Annotated in this window: 20 protein-coding genes; 7 read left to right on the top strand and 13 right to left on the bottom strand. The window is 68.3% G+C overall.

The genetic code is table 11. The features are described from left to right. Nucleotides 1-76 precede the first annotated feature (76 nt). Nucleotides 77-1,147, top strand: coding sequence for an AI-2E family transporter (locus tag C5O79_RS18970; protein WP_122475700.1), 1,071 nt, complete (start codon nt 77-79; stop codon nt 1,145-1,147). 221 nt (nt 1,148-1,368) lie between these two features. Next, nucleotides 1,369-1,743 (top strand): hypothetical protein, encoded by a 375-nt coding sequence (locus C5O79_RS18965; protein ID WP_122477419.1) that lies wholly within the window; start codon nt 1,369-1,371, stop codon nt 1,741-1,743. A 24-nt stretch (nt 1,744-1,767) separates the two neighbouring features. Here C5O79_RS18965 and C5O79_RS18960 read toward each other — a convergent pair whose 3' ends face one another. Next, a complete protein-coding gene (locus C5O79_RS18960; RefSeq protein WP_122475702.1) occupies nt 1,768-2,562 on the bottom strand; it encodes an SDR family NAD(P)-dependent oxidoreductase in 795 nt (264 codons plus the stop codon). A gap of 182 nt (nt 2,563-2,744) precedes the next feature. Between C5O79_RS18960 and C5O79_RS18955 the strand changes: the two genes are divergently transcribed. Continuing rightward, entirely contained in the window at nt 2,745-3,590 is an 846-nt protein-coding gene (locus C5O79_RS18955; protein ID WP_047850064.1) for an AraC family transcriptional regulator, read from the top strand. A gap of 10 nt (nt 3,591-3,600) precedes the next feature. Here C5O79_RS18955 and C5O79_RS18950 read toward each other — a convergent pair whose 3' ends face one another. From C5O79_RS18950 to C5O79_RS18920, 7 genes are all read right to left on the bottom strand, one after another. Then, on the bottom strand, nt 3,601-4,188 hold the full coding sequence (locus C5O79_RS18950) for a LysE family translocator (RefSeq protein WP_046547701.1): 588 nt from the start codon (nt 4,186-4,188) through the stop codon (nt 3,601-3,603). Between the two features lie 107 nt (nt 4,189-4,295). Beyond that, nucleotides 4,296-5,735 carry a heavy metal sensor histidine kinase gene (locus C5O79_RS18945; protein ID WP_047850060.1) on the bottom strand — a complete coding sequence of 480 codons (1,440 nt, stop codon included), beginning with the start codon at nt 5,733-5,735 and terminating at the stop codon, nt 4,296-4,298. After that, nucleotides 5,732-6,427 (bottom strand): heavy metal response regulator transcription factor, encoded by a 696-nt coding sequence (locus C5O79_RS18940; RefSeq protein WP_021159240.1) that lies wholly within the window; start codon nt 6,425-6,427, stop codon nt 5,732-5,734. Before C5O79_RS18940 ends, C5O79_RS18945 begins: the two co-directional genes overlap by 4 nt. A 28-nt stretch (nt 6,428-6,455) precedes the next feature. After that, complete coding sequence (locus tag C5O79_RS18935; RefSeq protein WP_122475704.1) at nt 6,456-7,970, bottom strand: efflux transporter outer membrane subunit; 1,515 nt, start codon at nt 7,968-7,970, stop codon at nt 6,456-6,458. Nucleotides 7,971-7,975: 5 nt separating this feature from the next. Next, the gene (locus tag C5O79_RS18930) at nt 7,976-9,205 is read right to left on the bottom strand and encodes an efflux RND transporter periplasmic adaptor subunit (protein WP_122475706.1); all 1,230 of its coding nucleotides are present in this window, start codon (nt 9,203-9,205) and stop codon (nt 7,976-7,978) included. A gap of 36 nt (nt 9,206-9,241) precedes the next feature. Further along, the gene (locus tag C5O79_RS18925; RefSeq protein ID WP_122475708.1) at nt 9,242-12,409 is read right to left on the bottom strand and encodes an efflux RND transporter permease subunit; all 3,168 of its coding nucleotides are present in this window, start codon (nt 12,407-12,409) and stop codon (nt 9,242-9,244) included. A 228-nt stretch (nt 12,410-12,637) separates the two neighbouring features. Beyond that, on the bottom strand, nt 12,638-13,393 hold the full coding sequence (locus tag C5O79_RS18920) for a Crp/Fnr family transcriptional regulator (RefSeq protein WP_039356700.1): 756 nt from the start codon (nt 13,391-13,393) through the stop codon (nt 12,638-12,640). A 168-nt stretch (nt 13,394-13,561) separates the two neighbouring features. Here C5O79_RS18920 and C5O79_RS18915 point away from each other — a divergent pair, with 168 nt between their 5' ends. Then, nucleotides 13,562-15,217: an acyl-CoA synthetase gene (locus C5O79_RS18915; protein WP_046547711.1), complete on the top strand. Its 1,656-nt coding sequence runs from the start codon at nt 13,562-13,564 to the stop codon at nt 15,215-15,217. A gap of 36 nt (nt 15,218-15,253) precedes the next feature. On the opposite strand, the gene C5O79_RS18910 is transcribed toward C5O79_RS18915, so the two are convergent. From C5O79_RS18910 to C5O79_RS18895, 4 genes are all read right to left on the bottom strand, one after another. Continuing rightward, nucleotides 15,254-17,236 carry a methyl-accepting chemotaxis protein gene (locus C5O79_RS18910; RefSeq protein WP_039356694.1) on the bottom strand — a complete coding sequence of 661 codons (1,983 nt, stop codon included), beginning with the start codon at nt 17,234-17,236 and terminating at the stop codon, nt 15,254-15,256. A gap of 158 nt (nt 17,237-17,394) precedes the next feature. Further along, nucleotides 17,395-17,826, bottom strand: coding sequence for a YqaA family protein (locus tag C5O79_RS18905; RefSeq protein WP_046547713.1), 432 nt, complete (start codon nt 17,824-17,826; stop codon nt 17,395-17,397). Between the two features lie 69 nt (nt 17,827-17,895). Further along, the gene (kch, locus tag C5O79_RS18900) at nt 17,896-19,071 is read right to left on the bottom strand and encodes a voltage-gated potassium channel protein (RefSeq protein ID WP_047851061.1); all 1,176 of its coding nucleotides are present in this window, start codon (nt 19,069-19,071) and stop codon (nt 17,896-17,898) included. 122 nt (nt 19,072-19,193) lie between these two features. Then, on the bottom strand, nt 19,194-19,841 hold the full coding sequence (locus C5O79_RS18895) for a LysE family translocator (RefSeq protein WP_122475710.1): 648 nt from the start codon (nt 19,839-19,841) through the stop codon (nt 19,194-19,196). Between the two features lie 285 nt (nt 19,842-20,126). On the opposite strand from C5O79_RS18895, the gene C5O79_RS18890 reads away from it, so the two are divergent. Further along, the gene (locus C5O79_RS18890; protein ID WP_021159229.1) at nt 20,127-20,609 is read left to right on the top strand and encodes an Lrp/AsnC family transcriptional regulator; all 483 of its coding nucleotides are present in this window, start codon (nt 20,127-20,129) and stop codon (nt 20,607-20,609) included. 814 nt (nt 20,610-21,423) lie between these two features. Here the strand turns inward: C5O79_RS18890 and C5O79_RS18880 are convergent. After that, complete coding sequence (locus C5O79_RS18880) at nt 21,424-23,079, bottom strand: IclR family transcriptional regulator C-terminal domain-containing protein (RefSeq protein WP_122475712.1); 1,656 nt, start codon at nt 23,077-23,079, stop codon at nt 21,424-21,426. Between the two features lie 177 nt (nt 23,080-23,256). Here C5O79_RS18880 and C5O79_RS18875 point away from each other — a divergent pair, with 177 nt between their 5' ends. Both C5O79_RS18875 and C5O79_RS18870 read left to right on the top strand, forming a co-directional pair. Further along, complete coding sequence (locus tag C5O79_RS18875) at nt 23,257-24,216, top strand: MBL fold metallo-hydrolase (RefSeq protein ID WP_046547717.1); 960 nt, start codon at nt 23,257-23,259, stop codon at nt 24,214-24,216. A 179-nt stretch (nt 24,217-24,395) separates the two neighbouring features. Then, the gene (locus C5O79_RS18870) at nt 24,396-25,739 is read left to right on the top strand and encodes an MFS transporter (protein WP_122475714.1); all 1,344 of its coding nucleotides are present in this window, start codon (nt 24,396-24,398) and stop codon (nt 25,737-25,739) included. Nucleotides 25,740-25,759 lie beyond the last annotated feature (20 nt).

The following is a 25,759-nucleotide window of genomic DNA, read 5'->3' as shown; positions in this document are numbered from 1 at the left end:
CGATGGATAGAATGGCGGTTCGCGCAGGCCGGTTGCCTGCGCGGACCGCCTTTTTTTTCATTTCGACAGAGGTGCCATGGGCGCACATGTCCCGTCGTCTCCCGAGCCCGCCGCACGGCCGCGCACGCAGCAGGTCTCCCGCGCCGTGCTGGTTGCGGCGCTGCTGGTCATCGCGCTGTGGGTGATCCGCGATTTCATTCCCGCCATCGCGTGGGCCTGCGTGATCGCCATCGCGATGTGGCCGATGCTCAAGCGCTTCGAATCGCACCGGCTGTTCCGCAACCGCCCGACGCTCGTCGCGCTCGTCATCACGGCGGCGATCTCGTTGCTGGTCGTGCTGCCGGTGGCCGTCGCGGCGACCCAGGCGATCGGCCAGGTGCATGACCTGCGCGAGTGGCTGCGCACGATCCAGGAAAACGGCATCCCGGTACCGGACGTGGTCGCGAGGCTGCCTTACGGTGCGGCGCAGATCACCGAATGGTGGCAGGCCAACCTTGGCCATCCGCTGCATGCGGCCACCGCGATGCACGGCGTCAACAGCGAGAAATTCCTCGCGTTCGGGCGGCAGTTCGGCACGAAGCTCGCGCACGCGCTGCTCGAATTCGGCTTCATGCTCGTCACGCTGTTCGTGATCCTGCGCGCCGGCCACAAGCTGTCGGGGGCGTTGCTGCAGGGCGCACGGCGCGCGTTCGGGCACAGCGGCGCGGAGCTGATCGAACGGATGGTGTCGGCCGTGTTCGGCACGGTGACGGGGCTCGTCGTCGTCGGGCTCGGCGAGGGCGCGCTGCTCGGTGTCGCGTATGCGCTGGCCGGCGTCCCGCATGCGGCGCTGCTCGGCCTCGTCACGGCGATCGCCGCGATGCTGCCGTTCTGCGCGCCCGTCGTGTTCTGCAGCGCGGCGCTGTGGCTGTTCGTACAGGGCGCGACCATGTGGGCCATCGTGGTGGCCGTGCTCGGGTTCGTCGTCGTGTTCGTGGCCGAGCACTTCGTGCGGCCGGTGCTGATCGGCAGTTCCGCGCGGCTGCCGTTCCTGCTGGTGCTGTTCGGCATCCTCGGCGGCGCCGAGACGTTCGGGCTGATCGGGCTGTTCGTCGGCCCCGCACTGATGACGGTGCTGACGATGCTGTGGGCCGAATGGATCGCGTGACAATGCGTGACGATGCGTGTCGAGGCCGCAGGAAGCGATGGTACGGATGCGTGTTCACGCGCGCATCGGCCGCCGCGACGGGCGTCGATCATGCTCGTGCCGAAGCATGCAATGCGAGGATTCGGATAAAGATCTCTACATTTCTTTTCGATCCGGACCCAAAGGTCGAGTAGCATGGGGCTTTCGATGACGCCGGCATGGCGCGGCAGATTTTCCCAAGCATGCGATTGATTACGATGTCCCGTCCCGCAGCGGCGCTGTCCCTGGCCGCCAGCTGCCTGATGTTGCACGGTTGCGCGTGGTTCGACTCGTGGCTGCCGTTTTCGTATTCGCGCACGCCGCTCGCGAGGGCCGCGTCGCGACACGGCGCGACGCGCGCCGATGTCGTCCGGGCCGCAGGCAATCCGCGCAGCGTATGGATGGTCCGCAACGGCAACGGCGTCTGCTACAACTATTTCATCGAGCACGGCAACGATCACCGCGAGTATTTCGTCGTGTTCGACAGGGCCGGCGTCGTCACGCAATACGGCTTCGATTCCTGCATGAATGCCGACCGCAAGGGCACGCTCCAGCCGGGCAAGGCCGCCTCGCGCTAGCGCGGCGGCCTTGCCCGTTCGCCGTTACGCGATCGTGTCGACTACGCCGCCGTCCACCCGCAACGCGGCGCCCGTCGTTGCCGACGCGAGCGGCGAGCACACGTAGACCACCAGGTTCGCGACTTCCTCCGGTGTTGCCGGCCGCTGGATGATCGAGCTCGAGCGGTGGTTGCGCACGAAATCCACGGCCACGTCCTCGACGCTGCGGCCGGTTTCGTCGGCCGTTTCCTTCAGTAGCGCCCGCACGCCGTCCGACATCGTCGGCCCCGGCAGCACCGAATTGACGGTCACGTGGGTGCCCGCCGCGAGCTTCGCGAGGCCGCGTGCGATCGACAGCTGCGCCGTTTTCGTGAACCCGTAATGAATCATGTCGACCGGGATGTTCAAGCCGGATTCCGACGAAATGAACACGACGCGCCCGGCATTGCGTTCGATCATCCCCTTCAGGTAATGCCGCGCGAGCCGCACACCGGACATCACGTTCGTCTGGAAGTAATGTTCCCACTCGGCGTCGTCGATCTCGAAGAACGCCTTCAGGCCGTAGATGCCCGCATTGTTGACGAGGATGTCGGCATCCGGCGTGTGCTGCGTGATGCGCGCGACGCCGGCGGCATCGGACAGGTCGGCCGCGACGCCGTCGAAGTCTGCATTGGGGATGGCGGCGCGCAGGTGCGCGAGCGCGGACTGCACCGACGCATCGCTGCGGCCGTTGACGACGACGCGCGCGCCGGCGCGCGCGAGCCCTTCGGCTATCGCGAGCCCGATGCCGGCGGTGGAGGCGGTGACGACCGCGGTCTTGCCTTTCAGATCGATATGCATGTGCGTGACGGGAGAGGAATGAACGGAATCGCTGCGGGTGCCGCGGCGGACGGAATTCAAAGCTTAGGCGAAACGGCGCGATCCGGTATTGAAGCTGCAACTGGCGATCCGCCGATCCGGTTGCGCGGTGTCGCACAGTCTTGTACGGTGAGCGTTCGCCGTCCGAACCGGGAGCCCGCCGCGTGAGCCGTACCGCCAACCGATCCGTCGTACCGTCGCCGTTCTGGCGTAATGCCGCGCTGCCGTTCATCGAGGCGCGCACCGTCGACGACGGCCGCGCGATCTGTTATGCGAAGCACACGCACGACACGTTTTCGGTGGGCGCGATCGTCGGCGGCACGAGCACGTACGTGAACGGCGCGACGAACGAGCAGGTCGGGCGCGGCGTGCTCGTGATCATCGATCCGGAACAGGTGCATGCGTGCAATCCGTACGGTCCCGACGCATGGGCGTACCGGATGGTCTATGTCGACGTGCCGTGGCTCGCGCGGCTTCAGCATTCGCTGGGCCGCGATCCGAACAGCGATTTTCACGGCTTTTCGCAGAAGTTGACTGAACGGCGCGACCTGTTCGCGCAATTTGGCGGCTTCTATCGCACGCTCGTCGCACCCGGCATCGATCCGCTCGGCAAGGAGAGTGCGGCGGTCGAGTTCTTCACGGCGTTGCACGGCGCGCTCGATCGCGAACTGCCCGGCCCGCGCTCCGGTGATGACAACGCGCGGCTCGCGCGCGCGGCCGACTACATCGCCGCACACTGCCGTGAGGGCGTCACGCTCGATGCGATCTGCGCGGCGGCCGATCTGTCGCCGTCATACCTGATCCGCGCGTTCAACGCCCGCTACGGGATGACGCCGCATGCCTTCCTGATCGATCGCCGCGTGCAGTACGGCCGCACGGAGCTGCGCCGCGGCCGGCCGATCGCCGACGTCGCGCTGGACGCGGGCTTCGCCGACCAGGCGCATTTCCAGCGCGCGTTCCGGCGGATCGCAGCCGCGACGCCCGGACAGTACCGCAGCGCGACGAGCTGAACGGCAGGCACTAGACGTCGAGCAGGAAGAGTGCGCTGCCCGCGAGCAGCAGCGCCATCAGCCGGTTGAACACGCGCATGTGCCGCGCGTTCGCGAGCCGGTGCCGCAGCGACGCGCCCGCATACGACCAGCACGCGATCGACGCGAAACAGATCACCAGGTACAGCGCGGCGAACTGCCAGACCTGCGCGCGGTCACCATCGGTCGCATAGGCGCCCATCGCGGCCACGCATGCGAGCCACGCTTTCGGATTCAGCCACTGCATCGCCGCGCCGGCGGCCGCCGACGGGCCGGCCACGTCCGGGTCGGCCGACAGCCGCCCGTCGTCGAGCGCGAGCCGCAGCGCCATATAAAGCAGGAACGCGATCCCCGACCACTGCGTGGCGGTCGTCAGCACCGGCCAGCGCGCGAGCGCCGCGTGCAGCCCGAGGCCGATCAGCAGGAACAGCGCGACGAAGCCGAGCGTCGCGCCGGCCGCATAGCGCAGGCTCGCGCCGAGGCCGTGGCGTGCGCCGGCACTGAGCGCGACGATGTTGACGGGACCGGGGGTGATCGACGAGGCGAGCGCGAACGCGGCCATCGAAACCAGCATGCTCATTGGATGTCTCCATGCGAAATGTCGAAAGTCGCATCGAGACTACGGGCGCCGCACGGGCCCGTATTGAAGAAAACTGCCCTCGGCGGGCGGCCTCGTCGCGCCGGCCGTCAGTGCAGCGCGCGCGGCGCGTGGGCCGGCCGCGCATCGCGCGCGTCGGCCGGGCGCAGCGGGGCGCCTGCGCGGGCTTGGGTCGATACCGAGAACCCGAACGTATTGACGCCGCCCGAACACGCGACGAATACGCTGCCGCCGTGCATCTCGGCCACGGCCTTGACGATCGACAGCCCGAGCCCGTGGTTCTCCTTGCTGTTCGCGCGCGCTTCCTCGAGCCGGTAGAAGCGCTCGAACACGTGCGAGCGCTGCACCGGGTCGATCGGCTCGCCGGGGTTCGATACCGCCATGTCGACGAGCGTGTCGCGGCGCGTGATCGTCACGTTCACCGTCGCGCCGGGCGCCGAATGCTGGATCGCGTTGATCAGCAGGTTCGTCATCGCGCGGCGGAACAGCGACGGATCGACGGCCGCGCGCGCATCGCCGTGCAGCTCGGCGCGCAACTGCGCTTCGTCCAGCGGGATTTCGAGGAAGTCGAGCATGCGCCGCACTTCGTCGGCGAGCGACACGTCCTTCAGGTCGGTCGCGCGTTCGCCGCGGTCGCTGCGCGACAGGAACAGCATGTCGTTGATGATCACGCGCAGCCGCTCGAATTCCTCGAGGTTCGACTGCAGCGTCCGCTCCATCCGCTCGACCGTGCGGTCGCGGCTGGTCAGCGCGACCTGGGTCTGGCCGATCAGGATGCTGATCGGCGTGCGCAGCTCGTGCGCGACGTCCGCGTTGAACGCCTCGAGCCGCGCGTAGGTTTGCTGGATGCGGTCGAGCGCACCGTTGAACGACGTGGCGAGGTCGCGCAGCTCGGGCGGCAGCGCGTCGGTCTGCAGCCGCTGGCGGCGGTTCGCGAGACTGATCGCCGACGCGTCCTGCGACAGCCGGTCGAGCGGCGCGAGCCCGAAGCGGGCCACCGCGCGGCTCAGCAGCAGCGTGATGATCGTGGCGATCGTGATCAGCCCGGCGAGCGTCCAGCCGAAGCGGCGCAGCATCCGCTGCGTGCGCTCGCACGAGCTCGCGACGATCAGCTTCAGCGCCGGCCGCTCGCCGTTACCGGCCACCGTGACGGTCTTCGTCATCACGTCGTAGGTGCTGTGGTTCAGCGCGTAGCGCTGGAACGCGCCGAACGGTGCACCGACGGGCACGCCGTCGACGGGCGTGCCGAAGCGGAAATCCGGATTCGGGCTGTCGACCTGGTAGTGCGTCGAGCCGTCGGGCGGTTCGAGGTCGGCGAGCTTTTCCTGCATGAGACGCCCGCGCATGGCCGTGGTCGCATGCGACACGATCATCTCGGCCACCTTGGTGCGCGTGTCGAGCGTCGCGCGCAGCTCGGCGAACAGCTGGCGCTCCATGATCACGAACAGCCCGCAGCCCACCAGCGTGAACACGAGCAGCGACACGATGCCGAACATCGCCGACAGCCGCAGGACGATCGAGCGTTTCATGCGGGCCTCTCGGTGTCGCCGTCCTCGCGCGCCTCGAGCACGTAGCCCATGCCGCGGATCGTGTGCAGCAGCTTGTCCGCGAACGGGCCGTCGAGTTTCGCGCGCAGGCGCTTGATCGCCGTTTCGACGACGTTTGCGTTGCTGTCGAAGTTCACGTCCCACACGAGTTCGGCGATGGTCGTCTTCGACAGCACCTCGCCGCTGCGGCGTGCGAGCACGCCGAGCAGCTGGAATTCCTGCGCGGTCAGGTCGAGCCGCGTGCCGTCGCGCGTCGCGCGGCGGCCGATCAGGTCGACGCGCAGGTCGCCGATCGAGATCAGCGTCGATTCCTGCACGCGTGCGCGGCGCGTCAGTGCGCGCAGCCGCTCGATCAGCTCGAGGAACGAGAACGGCTTGGTGAGGTAGTCGTCGGCGCCGCCGCGCAGCCCGCGCACGCGGTCGTCGACGCGGTCGCGCGCGGTCAGCATGATGACGGGCGTCTGCTTCTGCGCGCGCAATGCACGCAGCACGCCGAAGCCGTCCAGCTTCGGCAGCATCACGTCGAGCACGACCACGTCGTAGTCGAATTCGACGGCTTTCCACGCGCCGTCCTCGCCGTCGAGCGCGGTGTCGACGACCCAGCCTTCCTCGGTCAGGCCGCTCTTCAGGTATTCAACGACTTTCGGTTCGTCTTCGACGATCAGGACTTTCATGTTCGAATCCGTTGTCCGGGTAATCCGGTTAAGGGCTCGGGTGCGCCGCGGCCGCCGCCGGCGCTGTCGTGGCGACCTCGGCCGGTGCGGCGCCGCCCGCGGTATGGCCATCCCAGCCGCCGCCCAGCGCCTTCGCGAGAAACACGACGAGCGCCGCGCGCTGGCCCTGGATCTGCACGGCCTGCCGCTCGCTCGTCAGCAACTGCTGTTGGGCCGTCAGCACGTCGATGAACGGCGTCAGGCCGCCCGCGTAGCGATCCTGCGCGAGCGACACGAGCTTGCGCGCATCGTCGACGGCCGCGGAGGCCTGCTGCGCGGCGTCGGCGAGCACCGACAGTCCCGTGACCGCATTCTGCACCTCCTGGAACGCGGTGAGTACGGTCTGCCGGTAGCTGGCCTGTGCGGCGACATAGCCGGCCTGCGCGAAATCGACGCCGGCTTTCAGCTTGCCGCCTTCGAACAGCGGCTGGCTGAGCGACCCGCCGACCGACCACAGCAACGCCGGCACGGTGAACAGGCCGGCGAAGCGCGTCGCGTCCCAGCCGATATCGGGCGACAGCGTGATGCGCGGGAAATACGCGGCGCGCGCGACGCCGATCTGCGCATTCGCGGCGGCCATCGCGCGCTCGGCCGATGCGACGTCGGGGCGCCGCTGCAGCACGTCGCTCGGCAGGCCGGTCGGCAGCGCCGGCGCGTTGATCGGCACGACGCGCGGTGCGATCGAGAAGGCGGGGGCCGGCGTGCCGACCAGCGTCGCGATCGCGGTTTCGACCTGCACGCGCTGCTGCAGCAGCAACTGCGCCTGCGTTCGCGTCGCGTCGAGCTGCGCGCGCTGCTGCAGCAGGTCGAGGCCCGATACCGCACCGAGGTCGTGGCGCGCGCTCACGTAGTCGAGCGCTTTCTGCTGCAGGTCGATCGAACGCTTGACGACGTCGATCTCGGTGTCGAATTCGCGCAGCGCGAAATAGCTCGACGCGAGATTCGCGGTCAGCACCAGGCGCGCGTTCGCGAAATCGTCGCCGGCCTGCTCGGTGGTCGCCTGCGCCGATTCGACGCTGCGCCGCACGCGGCCGAACAGGTCGAGCTCGTAGCTGACGGCCGCGCCGACCTGGATCTCGTTCTGCACGGTCGACGCGCTTTTCGTCGCGTAGTTGGTCTGCGGCCGGTCGGCGGAGATCTTGAAGCGCTGGCCGCTCGCGTTCAGGCCGACGGCCGGATACTGCGCCGAGGCGACCGACGCGAGCGTCGCCTTCGCCTGGTCGTAGCGCGCGGCGACGGCTTTCAGGTTCTGGTTGTTGCGCAGCGCTTCGGCTTCCAGCGCATCGAGCTGCGGATCGCCGAACGCGGTCCACCACGCCGGGTCGAGCGGCGCGCGGGCCGGCGCGGCCGGGTGCCAGTACGCATCCGCCGGATCGAGCCGCCACGCGGCCGGCGTGTCGACGTCGGGCCGCTTGTAATCGGGGCCGACCGTGCAGCCGGCGAGCGCGGCGGCGAGCGCAACCGACGTGATGGAGACGGCGGCGGGCCGCCGGCGGACGCGCATCGCGATCACGATTTCGCCTCCGCAGCGCCGGAGGCCGGCTTCGCGGCCGGCGCCTTGACGATCACCGGGTCGCCGTTCGCGAGCGCGTCGCTCGGGTTCGTGACCAGACGGTCGTTCGGCGTGAGCGGGCCGTCGACTTCGAGCGTCTGCCCGATCGTGCGCACGACCGTCACCTGCTTCAGGCGCACCTGGCCATTCGCATCGACGGTGGCGACCGTCGGGCCTTCGGCGCGGAACAGCAACGTATTGGCCGGCACCTGCAGGCGGCCGACCGGCGTCATCGGCAGTGTCGCCTGCACGTACGAGCCGGGCAGCAGCCGGCCGTCCGGGTTCGGCAGCGTGATCTCGATCTGCAGCGAGCGCGTCGCGACGTCGATCGCCTCGGACGTGCGCGTGACCGTCCCGTCGAAGGTCCGGCCCGGCAGCTCGGCCTGCGCGACGCTCACGTGCTGGCCGACCTTCACCTGCTGCGCATACGCCTGCGGCACCTGCACGTAGAGGCGCAGCCGGTCGGCCTGCACGACCGTGAACAGTGAGCGGCCCGCGTTGCCGGAGCTGACGAGATCGCCCACGTCGACGTTGCGCTGCGTGACGATCCCGTCGATCGGCGCGACGATCCGCTGGAAGCCTTTCAGCTCGGTGAGGCGGCGCATGTTCGCATCGGCCGCCGCGAGGTTCGCGGTGCCCTGGTTGAACGCGCCTTGCCGGTCGTCGAGTTCCTGCTGCGAGACGGCATCGCGCTGGCGCAACTGCTGCGCGCGGTCGAACGACGTCTTCGCGAGCGCGAGCGCGGCTTGCGCCTGCTGGCGCTGTGCGGTGGCCTGCGCGAGTTCCTGGTTCAACTCGGGCGTGTCGAGTTCGGCGAGCGTCTGGCCCTGCTTCACGTGCGCGCCGATGTCGGCCTGCCAGCGCAACACGTAGCCGCTCGCGCGGGCGTAGATCGGCGCCTCGACGAAACCGCGCAGCGTGCCGGGCAGCGTCAGCTTGCCGCCGGTGGCGGCATCGGCCGGATGCGCGATGGTCACGTACTGGCGCGTGTTCTGCTCGGCGACCGCGTCGAGCCGGTTGTGGTTCAGCACGTTGACGACGACCGTTCGCGCGGCGCCGGCGGCCAGCAGCACGCCGATCACGATCAGGACGATTTTCCCGCGTCGCGATACCGACGACCGTGTCGGCAGGTGCATGCCGTGTTCGTCCACCTGGATGCCGACGGCGCTGTGATGTTTCTCTTCCATGAATTCAACCAAATCAACCGGGTAGTGGGACGAAAGTCAGTGGCCGGCCGGGCGCGCACGCCGGCGGGCCAGCCGCGCATGCACGCCGCCGAACACGAGCGGCACGAACAGCAGGGTCGACACGGTCGCGAACAGCAGCCCGCCGATCACTGCGCGGCCGAGCGGTGCATTCTGCTCGGCGCCTTCGCCGAGACCGAGCGCCATCGGCACCATCCCGATGATCATCGCGAGCGCCGTCATCAGCACCGGCCGGATCCGCGTCGCGCCGGCTTCCAGCGCGGCCGTGAGCGGCGGCGCGCCGTCTGCGAGGCGCTGGCGCGCGAACGACACGACCAGGATGCTGTTCGCGGTCGCGACGCCCACCGTCATGATCGCGCCCGTCAGCGCGGGCACGCTCAGGTGCGTGCCGGTGATGAACAGCATCCAGACGATGCCGGCGAGCGCGGCCGGCATCGCGCTGATGATGATCAGCGGGTCGAGCCACGACTGGAAATTGACGACGATCAGCAGGTAGACCAGCACGATCGCCATCGCGACGCCCGCGCCGAGGCCGATATACGACGTGCGCATCGTCTCGATCTGGCCGCGCATCGTCAGCTCGGTGCCGCGCGGCAGCGTCGCGCGCGCGTCGGACACGATGCGGTCGATCTCGCCGGCCACCGCGCCGAGGTCGCGGCCTTCGACGCTCACGTACACGTCGATCGCCGGGCGGATGTTGTAGTGCGTGATCACGGCGGGGTTCGCGGTGCTGCGTACCTGCACGAGATTGCCGAGCAGTTGCGGCGGCATGCCCGTGCGGCCGCTCGCCGAGATCGGCGTGCCGAGCAGGTCGTCGACCGACGAGATGTTGTATTGCGGGGTCTGGATCTGCAGCGGGTACTGGACGCCCGTGCGTGGGTTGATCCAGAACGACGGCGTGGTCTGGGAACTGCCGGACAGCGAGATCAGCATGTTCTGTGCGACGTTCTGCGCGGAGAGGTTGAGCTGCTGCATGCGCGTACGGTCCATGTCGGCCAGCAGGGTCGGTTCGTCGTTACGTTGCAGCACGTGCACGTCGACGGCGCCGGGGATTTGCCTGATCTTTTTCATCAGGCTGCTCGCGATAGTCATGTTACTCGCGAGATCGTTGCCGAGCACCTGCAGGTCGATCGCGGCCGGTTGGCCGAAGTTGAGGATCTGCGTGATGATGTCCGACGGCTGGAAGAAGAACTCGACGCCCGGGAAGCGCCCGGGCAGCACGTTGCGCAGCGCCTGCACGTAGCGCTGGGTCGCGCGGTGGCCGGGCTTCAGCGCGATCAGCAGCTCGCCGTCGAGCGTGCCGATCGTGCCCGCGTTGCTGTACGACAGGTTGATGCCGCTCACCGGCAGGCCGAGGTTGTCGACGATCGCGCCGAGTTCGTCGGGCGGCACGGTTTCGCGGATCACGCGCTCGACCTGGTCGGCGAGGCGCGCGGTTTCCTCGATCCGGTAGCCGGTCGGCGCGCGCATGTGCAGCCGGATGTTGCCGGAATCCGCATTCGGGAAGAAGTCGCGGCCGAGCACGAACACGAGGCCCGTCGACAGCACGCAGAAGCCGAGGAAGCACATCGCGTAGAAGCGGCGGCGCACCAGCAGGATGCTGAGCAGCACGATGTACCACGCGCGCAGCCGCTCGAACGCCGCGTTGAACGCGTGATGGATGCGCGCGAAGCGCGACGTCGCTTGATCGGGGCCGGTGCTCGCCTGCTGCGGGCGGAACAGCAGCATCGCGAGCGTCGGCACCAGCGTGCGCGACAGCACGTACGACGCGAGCATCGCGAACACGACCGCTTCCGCGAGCGGCACGAACAGGAAGCGCGCGACGCCGGTCAGGAAGAACATCGGCACGAACACGATACAGATGCACAGCGTCGACACGAACGCCGGCACCGCGATCTCGCCGGCGCCTTCGAGGATCGCGTCGTGCAGGTTCGTACCGAGATGCAGGTGCCGCTCGATGTTCTCGATCGTCACCGTTGCATCGTCCACCAGGATCCCGACCGCGAGCGCGAGGCCGCCGAGCGTCATGATGTTGATGGTCTCGCCGAGCGCGGACAGCGCGATCAGCGACGTGAAGATCGACAGCGGGATCGAGATCGCGATGATCAGCGTGCTGCGCCAGTTCCCGAGGAACAGCAGGATCATCATCGCGGTCAGCACGGCGGCGATCAGCGCCTCGTGGATCACGCCCTGGACGGCCGCGTTGACGAACACCGACTGGTCGAACAGCGGCGTGATCGTGAGCCCTTCCGGCAGCGTCGGGATCACCTTCGGCAGCAGCGCCTTCAGGTCCGCCACGACCTTGAGCGTCGACGCGTCGCCGCTTTTCAGGATCGAGATGAGCACGCCGCGCTGGCCGTTCTGGCGCACGACGTTGGTTTGCGGCGCGAAGCCGTCGCGTACCGACGCCACCTCGCGCAGGTAGGTCGTCGCGCCGTTGATCGTCTGGACCGGCAGGCTGCTGATGTCGGCGACGGTGTCGGCCGACGCGTTCGTGTCGATCCGGTATTCGGTCTGGCCCATCTTCGCGGTGCCGGTCGGCAGCACGAGGTTCTGCGCGTTGACCGCGTTGACGATGTCGGCGGGCGTAAGCCCCTTCGCCTGCAGCGCCTGCGGATCGAGGTCGATCGCGACCACGCGCGTGCGGCCGCCGTACGGGAACGGGATCTGCACGCCCGGCACCGTGATCAGCTGCGGGCGCAGGAAGTTGAGCGCGATGTCGGCGAGCGACTGTTCGCTGAGCGTGTTGCTCGACAGCCCGAGCTGGATCACCGGGATGCTCGACGCCGAATAGGTGATCACGAGCGGCGGCGTCGCGCCTTGCGGCATCTGCCGCACGATCGCCTGCGCGGACGACACCGTCTGCGCGATCGCCGTCTGCACGTTCGCGCCCGGCTGCAGGAACACCTTCACGACCGCGATGCCGGGCAACGACGTCGATTCGACGTGCTGGATGTTGTTGACGGTCGTCGTCAGGATCCGCTCATGCACGGACGTGATGCGGTTCGTCATCTCGGTCGCGGAGAAGCCGCTGTAATTCCAGATGACGCTGATCACGGGAATGTTGATCGCGGGCAGCACGTCGACCGGCGTGCGCATCAGCGCAAGCGGGGTGGCCAGCACGATCATGATGGCCATCACGATGAACGTGTAGGGGCGCTTGAGCGCGAGATTGACGATCCACATGGAGGCGGCGGGACAGGCGGTGATCAGGCGTGGGTAAATGGAACCCGAATGATAGGCGTCGGCGTGGAACGGGTTACTGTCGCGAAACTGGCGGAATTGTCAGGTGGAGGCGGAGCGGCCGATGGCCGATTCAGCAGAGGAAACGCAGCGCGGCGCGATGGCCGGAAAACGGCCGCGATACCGGATGGGCACGCTGCGTCGGCGGCGATTCCGTTCATCGTCTCGCGCTCAGATCTGCTCCATCCCGACGCGCGCGAGCGCACCGAGATCGACGACGTCGATCTGGTTGTACGCGAGCCGCAACGCGCCGAGCTTCTCGAGCTGCTGCAGCGCCTGGTTGATGCGCTGTCGCGATACGCCGACGAGCATCCCCAGTTCCTCCTGCGAGATCGACAGCGACGGGCCGGTGTCCGGGTACAGGTCGGGATTGAAGAGCTGCGCGAGCGCCTGCGCGACGCGCGCATCGACGTCGAGCAGCCGGCTGTTCTGGATCGACGCGATGAACTCGCCCATCCGGTTGTTCAACTGGTGGATCACGAAGCGCGTGAACGGCAGGCTCGTGTCGAGCAGCGCGTGGAACGTGTCGACCGGCACGAACAGCACGGTCGAGCGCTGGATCGCGACGACCTCGTACTTGCGCAGCTCGCGCTTGATCACGCTGCCTTCGCCGAACCAGCCGCCCGACGGCACGCCGGAGAACGTGCAGCCGCGCCCCGACGCGTTGAAGATCGCGAGCTTCAGCAGCCCGCGGTGCACGCCGATCCAGTATTCGGACGGCGCGAGCCGATGGGCGATCACGTCGCCGGCCTCGCACTGCTCGACGCGCGATTGCGCGAGCACGAGCGCCTGGTGCTCGGGCGCGAGCGTGCGGAACCACGCGCACTGGCCGAACAGCGTGGCCAGCGCCGGCAGCGGGCCCGGTTCGGGCAGGGCGTCGGCAGGGGCGGCGGGCGCGTCGGGCGGGGCAACGAGAGGGTCGTGCATGGGTGCGGGTTTGCGAGGATAGGGATAACACGCAGCGCGTGAAAGGCACTCTGTCGTTTCGATGACAGACGGCTCACAATAGCGCCCGTTAGGCTGTCGGCAATTGAACCACATCAAAACGATCCGGGGTGGATGCGCCCCGGTCGACAGGACACGGGAGACAGGATCATGACGCAGATGTTCGAGGCCGGACTCGGCCGCCGCGACGCGAATTACGTGCCGCTCACTCCGATCGACTTCCTGGTCAGGACGGCCGAAGTCTACGGCGAGCGCCTCGCGATCGTGCACGGCGACGTGCGGCGGACCTGGGGCGAGACCTACACGCGCGCGAAGCAACTGGCGAGCGCGCTCGCGCGGCTCGGCGTCGAACGTGGCGACACGGTCGCGGCGATGCTGCCGAACATTCCGGCAATGGTCGAGGCGCACTTCGGCGTGCCGATGGCCGGCGCGGTGCTGAACACGATCAATACGCGGCTCGACGTCTCCTCGGTGCTGTTCATGCTGCGTCATGGCGAGGCGAAGGTGCTGATCGTCGACACCGAATACGCGGAGTTCGCGCATCGCGCGGCGCTCGAGGTGCCGGGCCTGAAGATCGTCAGCGTGGCCGATGCGATGCCGGCGGATCCCGCACGCTTCGCGGGCGCGACCGACTACGAGGCGCTCGTCGCGAGCGGTGACGCCGACTACGCATGGACGCCGCCCGCCGACGAATGGGATGCGATCGCGCTGAACTATACGTCCGGCACGACCGGCGACCCGAAGGGCGTCGTCTACCACCATCGCGGCGCGTATCTCGCGGCGATCAGCAACCTCCTCGAATGGGACATGCCGAAGCACGCCGTCTACCTGTGGACGCTGCCGATGTTCCATTGCAACGGCTGGTGCTTCCCGTGGGCCGTCGCGGCGCGCGCGGGCGTGAACGTCTGCCTGCGCAAGTTCGATGCGAAGACGGTGTTCGACCTGATCCGCCGCGAGCGGATCACGCACTATTGCGGCGCGCCGATCGTGCAGAGCGCGATCGCGAACGCGCCGGCCGAGTTCCGCGAAGGCATCGGCCACACGGTGCACGCGATGGTCGCGGGCGCTGCGCCCGCGCCGGCCGTGATCGCGAAGATGAAGGAGATCGGCTTCGACCTGCTGCACGTGTACGGGTTGACCGAGGTCTACGGCCCGGCGACCGTGTGCGCGAAGCAGTCGCACTGGGAGGAACTGAGCGACGAGGAGCGCGCGCGGCTCAATGCGCGCCAGGGCGTGCGCTACCACCTCGAAGCGGGCGCGACGGTGCTCGATCCCGACACGATGGCGCCGGTGCCGGCCGACGGCGAGACGCTCGGCGAGATCATGTTCCGCGGCAACATCTGCATGAAGGGCTACCTGAAGAACCCGAAGGCGACCGACGAGGCGTTCCACGGCGGCTGGTTCCATACCGGCGATCTCGCGGTGCTGATGCCGGACGGCTATATCCGCATCAAGGACCGCAAGAAGGACATCATCATCTCGGGCGGCGAGAACATCTCGAGCATCGAGGTCGAGGATGCGCTGTACCGGCATCCGGCGGTGGCGGTCGCGGCCGTCGTCGCGATGCCCGACCCGAAATGGGGCGAGGTGCCGTGCGCGTTCGTCGAGCTGCGCGAAGGCGCGAACGTGACCGAGGAGGAGATCGTCGCGCATTGCAAGGCGCTGCTCGCGGGCTTCAAGGTGCCGAAGGCCGTGCGGTTCGGCGAGCTGCCGAAGACGTCGACCGGCAAGATCCAGAAGTTCCAGCTGCGCAACGCGGTGGGATCGGACAAGGCGATCGATCTGGCGGGCGACGACAAGAAGTAGCTGACGGGCCGGCCTGGGCCGGCCATCCGCTCTCCGTCATGCACTCCGTTCGAGCCGGAACACGCTGACCGCGTCCGACAGGTGCGCGGCCTGGTCGCGCAGCGCGACGGCCGCGCGTTCGGCATCCGAAATCAGCATCGCGTTCTGCTGCGTCGCGTCGCCGATCTGCGTGACGGCCAGGTTGACCTGCTCGATGCCGGTCGACTGTTCGCGCGACGCGGCGCTGATCTCGCCGATCAGCGTGCGGACCTGGTCGACGCGCGCGACGATGTCGCGCATCGTGCCGCGGGCGGCCTCCGCGATCCGGTAGCCCTGTTCGACGGTTGTCGACGATTCGGCGCTCAGCGTGTCGATCTCCTTGACCGCGGCCGCGCTGCGCTGCGCGAGCGCGCGCACTTCGGCCGCGACCACCGCGAAGCCCTTGCCGTGTTCGCCCGCGCGCGCGGCCTCGACGGCCGCGTTCAGCGCCAGGATGTTGGTCTGGAACGCGATGCCTTCGATCGCGCCCGTGATCTCGGCGATCCGGCGCGTCGCGCGACCGATGTCGTCCATCGTCGTGACCACGCGCTGTACCGCGGCGTCGCCGTTCGTCGCGGCGGCCGACGCATCCGCGACCAGCGCATTGGCTTGCGCCGCGTGCTCGGCACTCTGCTGCACGGCGGCGGTGATCTGTTCCATGCTGGCGGCCGTCTGTTCGACGCTGCTCGCCTGCGTCGCGATCCGCGCGGCGATGTCGCTGCTGCCGGCTGCAATGTCGACCGTGCCGCGTGCGATGTCGGCGGAGCTGTTGCGCACCTGCGCGACGATCCGCGCGAGGCCGTCGCCGATCCCGTCGACCGCCTGCACGAGCCGGCCGATCTCGTCGTCGCCCGCATGGCCGCGCGTGGCCGCGCCGTCACGGATGCGCACGCTGAGATCGCCCGCCGCATAGCGCTCGGAGGCCCGTGCCGCCGCATCGAGCGGCCGGCTCACGACGCGGCGTACCACGATGACGAACAGCGTCGCGAACGCCGCGACGAGCACGGCGCCGATCATCAGGAAGCGGTTGCGGGTGGCGCGCATGGTGGCGAGCAGTTCGTCGTCGAGCGCGATGCCGCCGACGAGCCACTGCCACTGCGGAATCGTCGTGAACGACACGAATTTCGCGGTCGGGCCGCCATCGTGCGCGGCCGGGTCGGTCGACGTGTACGCGAGCCGCCCCTGGCCGGCCGCGAGCATCTGCGCATACGGCGCACGCGTGTCGTCGGCAGGCCGGCCGTCGGCATCCGGATGCACGACGAAGGTGCCGCGCGACGGGCCCTGCGACGCATCGAGCACGAAGTAGTAGCCGTTGTCGCCGATCTTCAGCGCGCGGATGCCGTCCTCGACGAGCTTGAGTTCGGCGCCGATGTCGAGGCCGACGAACAGCGCGCCGATCACGCGGCCGGTCGCATCGGTCACCGGCTTGTACTGCGTGATGTACGACCGGCCGAACAGCTTCGCGAGGCCCGTGTAGCTGCGCCCGGCGACGAGCGGTGCGTACGCGGGCCCGGCGCGGTCGAGCCTGGTGCCGACGGCACGCGCGCCGTCCTGCTTCTTCAGCGACGTCGTGATGCGCACGAAATCGTCGCCGTCGCGCGCGAAGATCGTCGCGATCGCGCCGCTTTTCTTCAGGAACTGGTCGGGAATCGAATAATCGAGGTCGAGCGGCTGGCCGCCCGCGAGCAGGGTCGGCGCGGCGACGCCGCCGATGTCGACGGTGCGCGCCGGGTCGAGCGAGAAATCAGGCGGGAGGAAGCTCGCGAACAGCGACATCGAGCGGTTGGCTTCGGCCGTCAGCGCCTTGTCGAACAGGTCGACCATCGCGCGGATCGACTGTTCCTTGTCGACGATCCGCATGTGTGCTTCTTCAGCCAGCTGCTGGCCGGCGAAATGAGCGAGCGTCCACGCGAAAACGGTAAACAGTACGGCGACGAGTGCGCACGCCAGCGCCGCAAGACGCGCGCCGACGCTCACCCGGCCCAATTGGGTCAATCTCATGGAACATCCTGAGTGGGGAGGGAGAGGGGGCGGAACGCACGCGTCACCGCTAGTCGCCCGGTTAATACGGCAACTTCGGCGAAATCTTTAGCGGCGCGTCGTCGATGGCGGCGGCAGCCGGTGCCACCGTCGCGCGAGTGGGCGACGAGAAGCGCGTGTCAGTGCGTCACGAGCCACGCGATCACGAGATACCGCGCGACCTTCGCGACCGTGACGATCGCGAGGAACGACGGCAGCGGCTCGCGCAGCACGCCGGCGATCATCGTCAGCGGATCGCCGATCACGGGGGCCCAGCTCAGCAGCAGCGACCAGCGGCCGTAGCGCGCATACCAGCGCTCGGCGCGCGCGAGCGCGGCGGGCTTGACCGGAAACCAGCGGCGTTCGCGGAAGTGCTCGATGCCGCGCCCGAGCGCCCAGTTGATCACCGAGCCCGCGACGTTGCCGATGCTAGCGACGAGCACCAGCGCCCACACGGGTTCGCGCCCGGCGATCAGCAGGCCGGCAAGCACGGCTTCGGACTGGAGCGGGAACAGGGTCGCGGCGACCATCGACACGGCGAACAGGCCGCCGTAAGTGAGCAATTCGGACATCGCGCGATTGTACCGGGCGCGTGCCGGCCAATCCGCGGCACAGCGTCATGCGCTCATGCGTTCAGGCATTCAAGCGGCGTCGGCCGTGCCGAACAGCAGGTGCGAGATCAGCGACTTGTCGACGGGTTCGTCGTTGAGCGTGCTGGCCAGCAGTTCGCCGGCGAGTTGCTGCGGCGAGAACACCATGTCGGGCTTCAGCAGGCGCAGCCGTTCGAGGTTGCGCTGGTGGTTCACGAGCGCGACCGTGCGCACCGTCGGTGCGATCTCGCGGATCGCGAGGATGATGAACGCGTTCTCGGCATCGTCGGAGCGCAGTGCGAGCACCGCACGCGCGGTCGCCGCGCCGGCGCTTTCCAGCAACGCGTGGTCGGTCGCATCGCCGACGATCAGGTCGGTCGTCGCGGGATAGTTGTGCTCGACGCCGGCCGGCACGACGACGGTCACCGCGTAGCCGCGCTTGCGCAGCCCGTCGTGCACCGCATGCGCGACGGGTGTCGCGCCGACGATCAGGTAATGATGCTTGCGGATCACGTTCGAAATGCCTCCCTTGACGATTCGTTTCAGATTGCCGCCGATCACGGGGCCGACGACCGCGCTGATCGACGTCGCGAATACCGTGATGCCGAGCACGATCACCGATGCGGTGAACAGGCGCGCGGTCGGCGCGTGCGGAACGATGTCGCCGTAGCCCACCGTCGACATCGACACGATCGAGAAATAGACGGCCGTGGCGAGATCGTGGACGGGCGGCGTGAATTCGTCGCCGAGATACAGCACGCCGAAGGTCGCGTAGATCAGCAGCGACACGATGCTCAGCAACGCGAACAGGCTGCTCGCCGCGACGCTCGCGCGGTCGAAGTGCCGCCAGTAGTACAGCAGCGCGACGGCCAGCACGGCCGTGTAGACGAACACCGCGTGGCTGCGGTAACCGCCGAGCACGCTGATCGCGGCGGCCGCGACCAGCAGCAGGATCGACAGCACCCACGCGACGCGGGCGCGCAGCACGATGCCGATGGCCATCGTCGCGAGGCCGGCGGCGACGACCACTTGCGGCAACACGACGAGCCCGGCGTTGTCGACGAGATTCAGCGCATCGGCGAGCCACGCGTGATGCACGCCGAGCTTCGCATGCTCGACGACGGGGCGCAGCACCATGAGCGCATCGAGCGCGAGGAGGAGAGCGAGATACCAGTGCAGGCCGATCGGCGCGAACAGGCGCCGCAGGCGGGGAGTGAGGGGCTTCATCCAGTCGCCCGGCTGGCGGGGCATGTCCAACGAAACAGCCGCTACCCTAAAGCATTCGGCGATCGGCTGCTTTTTCGAGGGGCTTTGCGGCGGCCGCGATGGAGCCGGCCGCCCGGCCGCTTTCAGTTCCAGCCGACCATGATCGCGCCCATCCCGACGAGCAGGCCGCCGGTGACGCGGTTCATCGCGCGCATCCGTGCGGGCCGCTGCAGCGCGCGGCTCAGCCGGTGCGAGAACAGCGCCATCGACGCGACGCCGCCCGCGAACAGCACCGCGAACGTCGCCGCGAGCAGCAGGAACTGCTGGTTCAGGCTCCAGTCGGCGCTCGGGATGAGGAACTGCGGAAAGAACGACGGGAAGAACAGCAGCGTCTTCGGATTCAGGCCCGAGGTCGCCACGCCGCGCCAGAACAATGCGCGGTGCGAGTCGGTGTCCGGCGCGGCCAATCCGGCAGGCCCGGCCGGGGCGGCGGGTGCGCCGGCCGGCGTACGGCTGAGCCATTGCTTGCAGCCGAGCCAGACGAGGTAGGCCGCGCCGGCCCAGCGCAGCACGGTCAGCGCGCGCTCGTCGAGATGCACGAGCGAATTCAGGCACAGCGCGGTCAGCGCGAGTTGCAGCAGCACGGCGAGCGTGCCGCCCCAGACGCACGGCAGCGCGCGGCGCCAGCCGGCGCGTAGCGCGTGGTTCATGGTGAGGAGGTTGACGGGGCCGGGGGCGTAGACGAGAACGGCGGAAGCGGCGAGAAACGAGAGGTAAAGCCTGAACGACATGACGGGTAGGGCGGGAACAGGAGCACGGGCGCCGAAACCGCGCGGCCGGATAGGCGCGCGGACGGCGGGGAATCGCATGCCTGCTGGCCGGCACCGCAACTCGTGATTGCGGCCGTGCGTCCCGGTGCGAAGGGGTTGTCGCGGGGAGCGTGCCGGACAGCAGGCATGGGTAAAAATATATCAAGGGGCCGGATTAAAAGGCTTCCGCTTTTCCACACAAACCGACACGAATCAGGAATGTCGTTCAGATAGAATTCCGGTTTTCAGTAGAAGATTCTTTTTGCCATGGCCACACGTGAACGCTCGCCGAAAACGCTCGACAGCCAGGACCGCAAGATCCTCGGCGCATTGCAGAAAAATGCGCGCCTGTCGAACGCCGAACTGGCCGAACAGATCGGCATGTCGACTACCGCGTGCTGGAACCGCACGCGGCAACTGGAGGTGGACGGCTACATCGACGGTTACGTCGCGCTCGTCAACCAGCGGAAGCTGGGCTATGCGGACATCGTGATCCTCGAAGTCACGCTCGATCGTCACGAGGACGACGCGCTCGCGCGCTTCGGCGAGGAACTCGCCGCGTTGCCCGAGGTGCTCGAGGCCTATCTCGTGTCGGGCGAGTACGACTACTGGATCAAGGTCGCGGTGGACGGCACGGCCGGCTACGAGCGGTTCCTGCGCGAAAAGCTGTACAAGATTTCGAGCATCCGTCACAGCCGTTCGATGTTCGCGCTGCGCTGCATGAAGGACGTGCCGTCGATCCAGGTGTGATCGGGCGGGGATGGGTGTGCGGCCGTCGTTGATACGACGGCGCATGGGGTTGCGCATGTGCGCGGAGCGAGCCGGCAATCGCGCGAGGAGCCACGCATGAGGCGCGGTTCGGCGCCTGGCCTGCAACGCGGATGAATCTTCCGTCCGCGGCGATCCGGCGTACTCACGCGCTGGCGAGACAACGGCTGTCCGCCCGGGCAACCGGCAGACAAAACCGCGCCGAGGTTGATCGGCGCCGGCATCCGCTTTGAAGCAACTTCAGGGCAACTTCAACGCGCGCCCGAAACAGGGCGCGCATTCAACAGGAATACCCGGCCTGTTTCCGAAGACTTGCCTTGCAACCCGTTGCCGGACACCGCGGCCTCATGGCGCGCGTCCGGGCAGGGCATCGTGCGGCCAACCTGTTGGCGGCTGGCCATTCCGCGTTCAGCGCGGCAGGCGTGCGTGTGCTTCAGCGATGACTTCGCAGTTCTCGAGGTGGAGTGCCCAAGCTTCTGCAATCAGCTCGCCCATACGTGCGAGCCAGCCAGCGGATTCGGTGGAACGGTCGGAGGTGTTAGACGTTTGCATGACGAAGCCCCATATAGGTGGCGAGTTAGGGATAACCCTAATCATAGCGAAACGGCTTCGCTTTGTGAAATGCGATTTCGTTATATGAGAATTACTGACAATCTGTGTTGCTGCTTCGCAACATGAATATCGGCTGCCTGCGCGCGGCTCACAGGCGTGACGAGGCCGCGCCTGCACGGCCTCGCATGGAATAAGAGAGGGGATTCGACCGGTCGGGAGAATGAGGGGCGGGGCGGCCGGCGGCTTACCCGCCGATCCACCCGAACCGCCACGACAGCCGCCGCGTCGCGGCGAGCAACGCCTGCGCGAGGTCGCTGTCCGGCCCGCGCGGAAAGCCGCGCGATGAGCCGATGATCGCGATCACGAGCCGGATGCTGCCGGTGTGATCGAACACGGGCGCGGCGACCGTTCCGATGCCCGGCACCGGCGCGTCGAACGCGAAATCGAGTTCGTCCGTGCGGATCGTCGCGAGCCGCGCGCGGAAGGCCGCGTCGTCCGGCGCGGTGGGGCGGCCCGCGAGGCGCACGGGCTCGTTGGCGAGGAGGTCGGCCAGCACGTCGTCGGACATGCCGGCCGCGAAGATCCGGCCGATCGCCGTATTGACGAGCGACATCACCGTGCCGACCTGCAGGCTCACGTGCTGCGGTCGCGCTGACTCTTCGAGGCGGATCACGGTCGGGCCGAGCGGCCCGAGCGTCGCGGCCGCCACGCTCATGTCAGTCGCGCCGGCCAGCGCGACGATCTCGGCTTCCGCGTCGCGTGTGGGCGACACGCGCTGCATCGCGATCAGGCCGAGCGCCTGACCGAGCGGGCCGCCGCCGAAGCAGCCGGCGTCGTCACGGCTCAGCAGGCCGATCTTCTGCAGGCTGACGAGATGCGGAAAGGCCTTCGCGGCCGGCATGCCGGCCGCCGCCGCCAGATCGCGCAGCGGCAGCGCGCGGCCCGCCGAGACCAGCGCGAGCAGCAGCTCGCCGGTGCTGTCGAGCGCATTGATCCCGCGCTGCGCTTTCGCATCGTCGGCGAGCCCGGGCGGCACACGCGGGGCGACCGGGGCCGAGGCCGGGCCGGACGCCGGCGGAGGCGCATCGTGCGCCGCGCCCAGCGATGCGCTGGCCTGCCGTGCGGCCTCGCGCAATGCCGCTGCGATCGGGCCGTCCCAGTCGACGTCGATCGAGCCCGTCGAACCGATCACCGTCAACGCGAGCTGCAGCTTGCCGTCCGCATCGAACACCGGCACGCACATCGCGCTGACGCCGGGGCTCGGCAGATCGACGCCACGCTCGATACCGCGCGCGCGGATCGCGTCGAGTTCCGCCTGCGGCACGCCGGCGTCCGGCACGGGCTGCTCGGCGCCCGCGAGCGTGGCGCCCGCGCCGGCCTGGCTGGCCGCCATCGCGTCGAGTTGCGCGGGATCGCCGAATGCGCGGAACACGCGGCCGGTCGCCGTGGTGTCGAGCGACATCACCGAGCCGACGTGCAGGTTCACGTGCAGCGGATAGCCGCCGTGCTCGATACGCACGATCGTCGGGCCGAGCGCGCCCGGCACCGACAGCGCGACGCTCAGGCCGACCGCTTCCGCGAGCCGTGCCGCATGCGGCAGCGCCGCGCGATAGGCCGGCTGGCGCTCGATCGACATCAGCCCGAGCCGCAGCGACAACGGGCCCGGCTCGTAGTTGCCGGTGATCGCGTCGCGCTTCACGAGCGCGAGCCGCGTCAGGCTGACGAGATAGGTGTGCGCCTGCGCGGTCGACAGGTCGGCCGCCGCGGCCAGCTCCGACAGGCCGAGCGGCTTGCGCCGGCGCGCGAGCGCGTCGAGCAGCCGGCCGCCGACCTCGACACTCTGGATCCCGCGCTGCGCCTTGGGCGGCGCGTCGTCCGCGCTGACTTCGTGGTTCTGCACGCGATGATTCTTCCGTTGACGAAACCCCGCATGGTATCCGACGCCATTTATCGCGCCAGCCCGCAGGTTTACCCGTATTAAACAATAGCAAGCGACTTTGTCATTGACAAATATTCGGCGCGGGAAGATGATCCGCTCACTCCCCTCAACACATGGCTCGCAGCCACGGAACGCAACATGGCCAAAGCATTCGCCTCCCAAGCCGATCTGGAAGAGAAGAAAGTCACCTGGACGAAGCTGTCCGAGAACGCCTACGCGTACACCGCCGAAGGCGACCCGAACTCGGGCGTGATCATCGGCGACGACAGCGTGCTGATCGTCGACACGACCGCGACGCCCGCGATGGCCCAGGACCTGATCGCGAAGATCCGCAGCGTGACCGACAAGCCGATCAAGCACGTGGTGCTGTCGCACTACCACGCGGTGCGCGTGCTCGGCGCGTCCGCGTATTTCGACGAAGGCGCGCAGCACGTGATCGCGAGTCGCGGCACGTACGAGATGATCGTCGAGCGCGGCGAGGCCGACATGAAGTCGGAGATCGAACGCTTCCCGCGCCTGTTCGCCGGTGTCGAGACGGTGCCGGGCCTGACCTGGCCGACGCTCGTGTTCGAGCGCGAGATCACGCTGTTCCTCGGCAAGCTCGAAGTGAAGATCATGCACGTCGGATCGGGCCACACGAAGGGCGACACGATCGTCTGGATCCCGTCGCAGAAGGTGCTGTTCTCGGGCGACCTCGTCGAATACGACGCCGCGTGCTACTGCGGCGATGCGCAGCTCGAACAATGGCCGGCCACGCTCGAGGCGCTGCGCGCGCTCGGCGCCGAGAAGCTCGTGCCGGGCCGCGGGCCCGCGCTGCTGAACCCGGCCGACGTGAACAAGGGCCTCGACTACACGAAGGATTTCGTCACGACGCTGCTCGCACAGGGCCGCAAGGCCGTCGAGCAGCAGCTCGACCTGAAGGCGTCGATGGCACTGACGCGTGAAGCGATGGATCCGAAGTTCGGCCATGTGTTCATCTACGAGCACTGCTTGCCGTTCGACGTGTCGCGTGCATTCGACGAAGCGAGCGGCATCACGCATCCGCGCATCTGGACCGCGGAGCGCGACAAGGAAATGTGGGCCGCGCTGCAGGACTGAGCGGCTTGCATGGGCGGGGTGTCCGGCAGGGCGCTCCGCCTTTTTTCTGAAGCGGCGACTGGCCACGGCTTCCTGCCGGCTTTCCGTCCGCCGTATCCGATCCCACAAGAAAGCAGGGCGCACGTACGCCCCGGGAGACGGTTGCGCGCTCGAATCGCGCAGCCTGTTTGGAGAGAGACATGCCTCAATCGCTTCCCGCCGAAGCGACGCTCGCGCACGCGAGCGCTTCGGCTTCCGCCGCCACGGACGACGCGCTGCTGTTCCGCAAGATCGCCTGGCGAATCGTGCCGTTCCTGTTCCTCTGCTACGTCATCTCGTTCCTCGACCGGATCAACATCGGCTTCGCGCAGTTGCAGATGAAGCACGACCTCGGCTTCAGCGACGCGATGTACGGCCTCGGCGCCGCGGTGTTCTACGTCGGCTACGTGTTCTGCGAAGTGCCGAGCAACCTGCTGCTCGCGCGTTTCGGCGCGCGCCGCACCTTCACGCGGATCATGCTGCTGTGGGGCATCGCGTCGACCGGGATGATGTTCGTGTCGCAGCCGTCGCATTTCTACGTGCTGCGCTTCCTGCTCGGCGTGTTCGAAGCGGGTTTCTTTCCCGGCATCGTGCTGTACCTGACCTACTGGTTTCCCGCGAACCGGCGGGCGGCCACGATCTCGGTGTTCTTCGCGGGCGTCGCGGTGGCCGGCGTGCTCGGCGGCCTGATGTCGGGCTGGATCATGCGCGACATGAGCGGCGTGCTCGGGATGCACGGCTGGCAGTGGATGTTCGCGATCGAAGGCGCGCCGGCGATCCTGCTCGCGTTCGCCGCGTTCACGTTGCTGGTCGACCGGCCGCAGGACGCCACGTGGCTCACGCCCGATGAAAAGGCGCGGGTTGCCGCGCTGTGCACCGACGGCCGCGGGCACGGCCACGCGCACGACGGGCGCAGCCTCGTGGCGGCGCTCGCGAACCCGCGCGTGTACCTGTTCGCGTTCATCTATTTCTCGCTGACCTGCGCGTCGCTGACGCTCAACTTCTGGATGCCGCTGATGATCCGCGACTTCGGCGTGACCGACGTCGTGGCCGTGAGCCTCTACACGGTCGTGCCGAACGCGGTCGGCGCGGTGGGGCTGATCCTGATCGCGCGCCGGTCGGACCGCACCGGCGAGCGGCGCAAGCACTTCGCGTGCTGCACGATCGGCGGCGGGCTCGCGCTCGCGGCATTGACGCTGCATCTGCACAGCTTCGCGGCGATGCTCGCGTGCCTGTCGGTCGCGGCGACGCTGATCTTCGCCGCGCTGCCGATCTTCTGGGCCGTGCCGACCCGTTACCTGTCGGGCAATGCGGCCGCGGCCGGGATCGCGCTGATCAGCAGCATCGGGATCACGAGCGGGATCGTCAGCCCGTGGGTGATCGGGATGATCCGCACGCGCACCGGCAGCATGGATCTCGCCGTGTATCTGCTGGCCGCGCTGCTGGTGGCGAGCGGCGTCGCGCTGATGCTCGGCGTGAAAGGCGAAGCCGCGCCGCGCGACTAGGCAAGCCAACGCCGGTCGCC

It is taken from the genome of Burkholderia sp. SRS-25, from assembly GCF_004343765.1.
GTDB classification, from domain to species: domain Bacteria; phylum Pseudomonadota; class Gammaproteobacteria; order Burkholderiales; family Burkholderiaceae; genus Burkholderia; species Burkholderia contaminans.
This window is presented reverse-complemented; position numbering and strand designations above follow the sequence as displayed.